This is a genomic window from Streptomyces sp. NPDC002265 (assembly GCF_040296125.1).
Classification (GTDB): Bacteria; Actinomycetota; Actinomycetes; order Streptomycetales; family Streptomycetaceae; genus Streptomyces.
In genome coordinates, this window is the sequence record NZ_JBEOWS010000486.1 from 1 (window position 1) to 5,622 (window position 5,622).

Sequence of the window (5,622 nt, forward strand, 5' to 3'; positions counted from 1 at the left end):
GTCCCGGCAGCCCCGTCCAGGCCGCCCGGAGCCCCGGCCGCCCCCGCTTCGGCCGTGCTCAGTTCGACAGCAGGGCCGACAGCTGGGGGGAGTACGTCGCGTGCAGGACCAGCGCGGCGCTGCCCACGACCGCGGCGTCCGTGCCGAGCGGGGAGGCGGCGACCTCCACCGTGCGGATGTGCCGGGCCAGCGGTCTGCTCGCCAGCGCCGAGGCGACGATGTCCAGGTAGCGCGACTCCACGTGCTGGATGCCGTGACCGCCCAGGATGATCAGATCCACGTCGATGAAGTTGGCGATGGTGACCGCCACCGTGGCGACGTGGCCCGCGGCCTCGTCGACGACCTCCGTCGCGACGGGGTCGCCGGCCCCCGCCGCGAGCTGGATCGCGGCATGGTCGACGGAGGCGGGATCCCGTTCGAACGATTGCCAGAGCGTACTGTCGGCGCGCGGCCCGGCGGCGAGCCTGCGGTGTACCTCGGCGACGATCGCGGAGGGGTTGACCAGGCGCTCCAGGCAGCCCCGGTTGCCGCAGTAGCACTCCGGCCCGTCGGTCAGCACGGAGGAGTGGCCGAACTCGCCGGCGTTGAACGAGCCTCCCCTGTACACCTGGTGATTGAGGATCAGACCGCCGCCGATGCCGGTGCCGAGGTAGAGATAGGCGAAGTTCGCCACCCCCTTGCCGAGGCCGGACCAGCGCTCGCCGATCGCCGCGGCGGTGGCGTCGTTGTCCAGCGTGACCGGCAGGCCGGTGGCCTCGCTCAGCATGCTTTGCAGAGGCACCCGGGTCCAGTGCACGAGCTGCGGGGGCGTGACGATCACGCCGAGCTCCTGGTCGATCGGCCCCGGGGTGGCCAGGCCGAGGCCGAGCACCTTCTCGCGGGGCACCTTCGCCTCGTCGAGCACGTCGGCGACCAGTTCGGCCATGGCCGACACGACACGGGCCGGGTCGGTGCGGGCGGGGGTGGGGCGCCGCTGGACGACCAGCGGGCGGCCCAGCAGGTCGACCACGGCACAGGTGAGCTCGACCGGGTCGAAGGCGAGTCCGACGGCGCTGCCCGCGTCGGCGTTGACCCGCAGGGTCGTGCGGGGTTTGCCGCCGCTGGCGACCCGGCTGGCTCCGTCCTCCCGCACGATCCCCTCGTCGAGCAGTCGGCGCACGATGCCGGAGACCGTCTGCGGGGTGAGGCCGGTCTGCTGGGCGATCTCGACCCGGCTGATGCCGTCCGCGAGCTGGATCTGGTCGAGGACCACCGCTCTGTTGTATCGCCCGACCTTGGGGAGGTTTGTTCCTGCTTGCCGCACGCATCGTCCTCTCATGTTCCAGCTCGTCGACGATACCGCCGCGGGGGCCGTTGACTTAGTAAAACAAATGGATTTAAAGTCCGGTCCCGCAGCAGAAACCAGCAGGACCTGGAGGCACGAGGCAGTGCCATCGGAGGCAAGTTGATGTCCACGCAATGTCGCATCCCGCTACGCCGGGACCCGCGCGCTCGTCGCGGTCTCCGCGGCGCGGGGTCCGGCTCATGACCCGGCCCCCGACCCTTCTGGAGATGCGGTCGATCACCAAGACGTTCCCGGGCGTGAGGGCTCTCGCGGACGTCAGCCTGGTGGTCGCGGAGGGGGAGATCCACGCGATCTGCGGCGAGAACGGCGCCGGCAAGTCCACCCTCATGAAGGTCCTCAGCGGCGTGCACCCGCACGGCAGCTACACGGGCGAGATCGTCTACCGGGGCGAGAACGTCCAGTTCCACGACATCCGCGCCAGCGAGCAGGCCGGCATCGTCATCATCCACCAGGAACTGGCGCTGGTGCCTGGCATGTCGATCACCGAGAACCTCTTTCTCGGCAACGAACCGCGCAGGCGCGGCTCGATCGACTGGAAGACCGCGCAGCGCCGGGCCCTGGAGCTGATGGAGCAGGTCGGGCTGCACGAGGACCCGGACACGCTGATCAAGGACATCGGCGTCGGCAAGCAGCAACTCGTGGAGATAGCCAAGGCGTTCGCCAAGGACGTGAAGCTGCTCATCCTCGACGAGCCGACCGCGGCCCTCAACGAGGCGGACTCGCAGCATCTGCTGGACCTGCTGCGGGGCTTCCGGGAGCGGGGCATCACCTCGATCATCATCTCCCACAAGCTCAACGAGATCGAGGCGATCGCCGACACCATCACCATCCTGCGGGACGGCCGGACGATCGAGAGCCTGGACGTCCGTGCCGACGGCGTCAACGAGGACCGCATCGTGCGCGGCATGGTGGGCCGGGAGCTCAACAGCCGGTTCCCCGACCACACGCCCGACATCGGCGAGGTGTTCTTCGAGGTCCGCGACTGGACGGTGAAGCACCCGAGTTCGGAGGACCGGCTCGTGTGCAAGGGGTCCGGTTTCACCGTACGGCGCGGTGAGATCGTCGGCTTCGCCGGACTGATGGGCGCCGGGCGCACCGAACTCGCGATGAGCCTGTTCGGCCGCTCCTACGGCCACTACGTCTCCGGGCAGGTCTTCAAGGACGGCCGGGAGATCCAGCTGAAGTCGGTGCCGGACGCCATCCGGAACGGACTCGCGTACGTCAGCGAGGACCGCAAGTCGATCGGCCTGAACCTGCTGGACGACATCAAGACCTCGATGGTGGCCGCCAAGCTGTCGAAGATCGCCCGCCGCCGGGTCGTCGATCCGGTGCGCGAGCACAGCGTCGCCGAGGAGTACCGCCAGAGCCTGCGGATCAAGACGCCCAGCGTCGACGAGGGCGTGGTGAAGCTCTCCGGCGGCAACCAGCAGAAGGTGGTCCTGGCGAAGTGGATGTTCACCGATCCCGACCTGCTGATCCTCGACGAGCCGACCCGCGGGATCGACGTGGGCGCCAAGTACGAGATCTACGGGATCATCCAGCGCCTGGTCGACCAGGGCAAGGGCGTCATCGTCATCTCCTCCGAGCTGCCCGAGCTCATCGGACTGTGCGACCGCATCTACACGGTGTTCGAAGGCGCCATCACCGGTGAGGTGACCCGGCAGGACGCGAACCCGGAACTCCTGATGAAGAAGATGACCTCTCTCCCGAAGCCCTCTCTCACGAAGACAGCGACCCCATGAGCCGCATCACAGACCTGCAGAAGAACCTCTTCGGAGGTACGACCTCCAACGCCCGCCAGTTCGGCATGATCTCCACGCTCGTGGCGATCGTCCTGCTGTTCCAGATCTGGACCGGCGGGCTGACCCTGACCTCCGGCAACCTCATCGCCGTGGTCAGCCAGTACTCCTACATCCTGATCCTGGCCATCGGCATGCTGATGGTGATCGTGGCCGGCCACATCGACCTCTCCGTGGGCTCGGTCGCCGCGTTCACCGGCATCGTGGTCGCCAAGGCCATGCAGGAGTACTCCATACCGTGGCCCCTGGGCATCGTGCTCGGCCTGCTCGTCGGCGCGCTGATCGGCGCCTGGCAGGGATTCTGGGTCGCCTACGTGGGAGTGCCGGCGTTCATCGTCACCCTGGCCGGCATGCTGCTGTTCCGCGGCGGCAACCAGTACATCGGCAACGCCGACACGGTGCCCGTGCCCCTCGGCTTCCGTGACATCGGCGCCGGATTCCTGCCCGAGGTCGGCCCGGACACCGGCTACAACAACCTGACCCTGCTGCTCGGTCTCGCGGCCTGCCTGGGCGTGGTGTGGCGGGAGTTCAAGGCACGGCAGACCCGGCGCGAGATGAACGCCGACGCCGCTCCGCTGTGGGTGGCCGGGATCCGGCTGGCCGTGATGCTGGGTGTCATCGTCTTCGCGACGCTGCGCTTCGCCGGCGGCCGCATCGGCACCAGCGTGCCGATCTCCGGCATCATCCTGATCGTCCTGGTGCTCGCCTACTCGTACTACACGCGCAACACCATCGGCGGCCGGCACATCTACGCCGTCGGCGGCAACGCCCGCGCGGCCGAGCTGTCCGGTGTGAAGCTCAAGCGGGTCAACTTCCTCGTCATGATGAACATGTCGGTCCTCGCCGCACTGGCAGGCATGATCTTCGTGGCGCGCTCCGCCGCCTCCGGCCCGCAGGACGGACTGAGCTGGGAGCTCGACGCCATCGCGGCCGTCTTCATCGGCGGTGCGGCGGTCTCCGGCGGCCTCGGCACCATCAGCGGCTCCATCGTTGGTGGTCTCGTCATGGCCCTGCTCAACAACGGACTCCAGCTCGAGGGCGTCGGCTCCGACATGGTCCAGATCATCAAGGGCCTGGTCCTGCTGCTCGCCGTCGCGTTCGACGTCTACAGCAAGAAGCAGGGGCGCTTCTCGATCCTCGGAGCGCTGGCCCGCCCCTTCCAGCGCGACCAGGCGGACACCCCCGCCGATCCGTCGAAGCCGGTCACCGACACCGACAGCGACACCGACAAGGCACAGGTCGCAGGCTGAACGCCGAGTCCCCACCCCGTACGCCGTCTCCCACGGCGTTCCACTCACCCCGTACCACCGCAAGAAAGGCTCATCCCACCATGCGCAGAGGCATCATCAGAGGCATCGCCGCCGTCGGCGCCGTCGCACTGCTCGGCCTGGGCACGGCTTGCTCCAACGAGCGCGAGGGTTCCACCTCGGACAAGGGCGCCGCCGCCAAGGGCTTCGCGAAGGACTCCCTCGTCGGGGTCGCGCTGCCCGCGAAGACCTCGGAGAACTGGGTGCTCGCCGGTGACCTGTTCACCAACGGCCTCAAGGACGCCGGCTTCAAGGCGGACGTGCAGTACGCGGGCGCCTCGACCACGGTCGCCGACCAGCAGGCGCAGATCTCCTCGATGGTCACCAAGGGCGCGAAGGTCATCGTGATCGGCGCGACCGACGCCGCGCAGCTCTCCACCCAGGTGGCCGCCGCCAAGCAGGCGGGCGCGACCGTCATCGCCTACGACCGCCTCATCACCAACACGCCGGACCTCGACTACTACATCGCGTTCGACAACTTCAAGGTCGGCCAGCTCCAGGGCCAGGCCCTGATCGACGGCATGAAGGCGAAGAAGCCGAAGGGCCCCTGGACGATCGAGCTGTTCTCCGGCTCGCCGGACGACAACAACTCCAAGGTCTTCTTCGACGGCGCGATGCAGGTGCTGCAGCCCCTGATCGACAAGGGCGACATCGTTGTCGGCTCGGGCCAGAAGGACATCAAGCAGACCGCGACCCAGGGCTGGAAGGCGGAGAACGCCCAGTCGCGCATGGACGGCCTGCTGACCTCGACGTACAACGGCGCCAAGAAGCTCGACGGTGTCCTGTCGCCGAACGACACTCTGGCCCGAGCGATCATCACCTCGGTCAAGGGCGCCGGCAAGCCGGTCCCGGTCGTCACCGGTCAGGACTCCGAGGTCGAGTCGGTGAAGTCCATCATGGCCGGTGTGCAGTACTCGACCATCAACAAGGACACCCGCAAGCTCGTCGCCGAGACCATCAACATGGTCAAGTCCCTCCAGAAGGGCGACAAGCCGCAGATCAACGACACCAAGTCGTACAACAACGGCTCCAAGGTCGTCCCGTCGTACCTGCTCCCGCCGGTCATCGTGACCAAGGAGAACGCGGCCGAGGCCTACGCCAACGACCCCAAGCTGTCCCCCCTCACCAAGTAGGACGGGTCGCCCACGCCGCTGCTCCGCACCCGGAATCC

4 protein-coding genes are annotated in these 5,622 nt (G+C 68.0%); 3 read left to right on the top strand and 1 reads right to left on the bottom strand.

Features of this window, described 5'->3' with window-relative positions:
• Nucleotides 1-58 precede the first annotated feature (58 nt).
• Nucleotides 59-1,252 (bottom strand): ROK family transcriptional regulator, encoded by a 1,194-nt coding sequence (locus ABT085_RS43100; protein ID WP_351621695.1) that lies wholly within the window; start codon nucleotides 1,250-1,252, stop codon nucleotides 59-61.
• 272 nt (nucleotides 1,253-1,524) lie between these two features.
• Here ABT085_RS43100 and mmsA point away from each other — a divergent pair, with 272 nt between their 5' ends.
• The 3 genes from mmsA (at nucleotide 1,525) to ABT085_RS43115 (ending at nucleotide 5,584) form a co-directional block, all read left to right on the top strand.
• Complete coding sequence (gene mmsA, locus ABT085_RS43105; protein WP_351621697.1) at nucleotides 1,525-3,087, top strand: multiple monosaccharide ABC transporter ATP-binding protein; 1,563 nt, start codon at nucleotides 1,525-1,527, stop codon at nucleotides 3,085-3,087.
• Nucleotides 3,084-4,394, top strand: coding sequence for a multiple monosaccharide ABC transporter permease (gene mmsB / locus ABT085_RS43110; RefSeq protein WP_351621700.1), 1,311 nt, complete (start codon nucleotides 3,084-3,086; stop codon nucleotides 4,392-4,394). Before mmsA ends, mmsB begins: the two co-directional genes overlap by 4 nt.
• Nucleotides 4,395-4,474: 80 nt before the next feature.
• Complete coding sequence (locus tag ABT085_RS43115; RefSeq protein ID WP_351621703.1) at nucleotides 4,475-5,584, top strand: substrate-binding domain-containing protein; 1,110 nt, start codon at nucleotides 4,475-4,477, stop codon at nucleotides 5,582-5,584.
• Nucleotides 5,585-5,622: the final 38 nt, after the last annotated feature.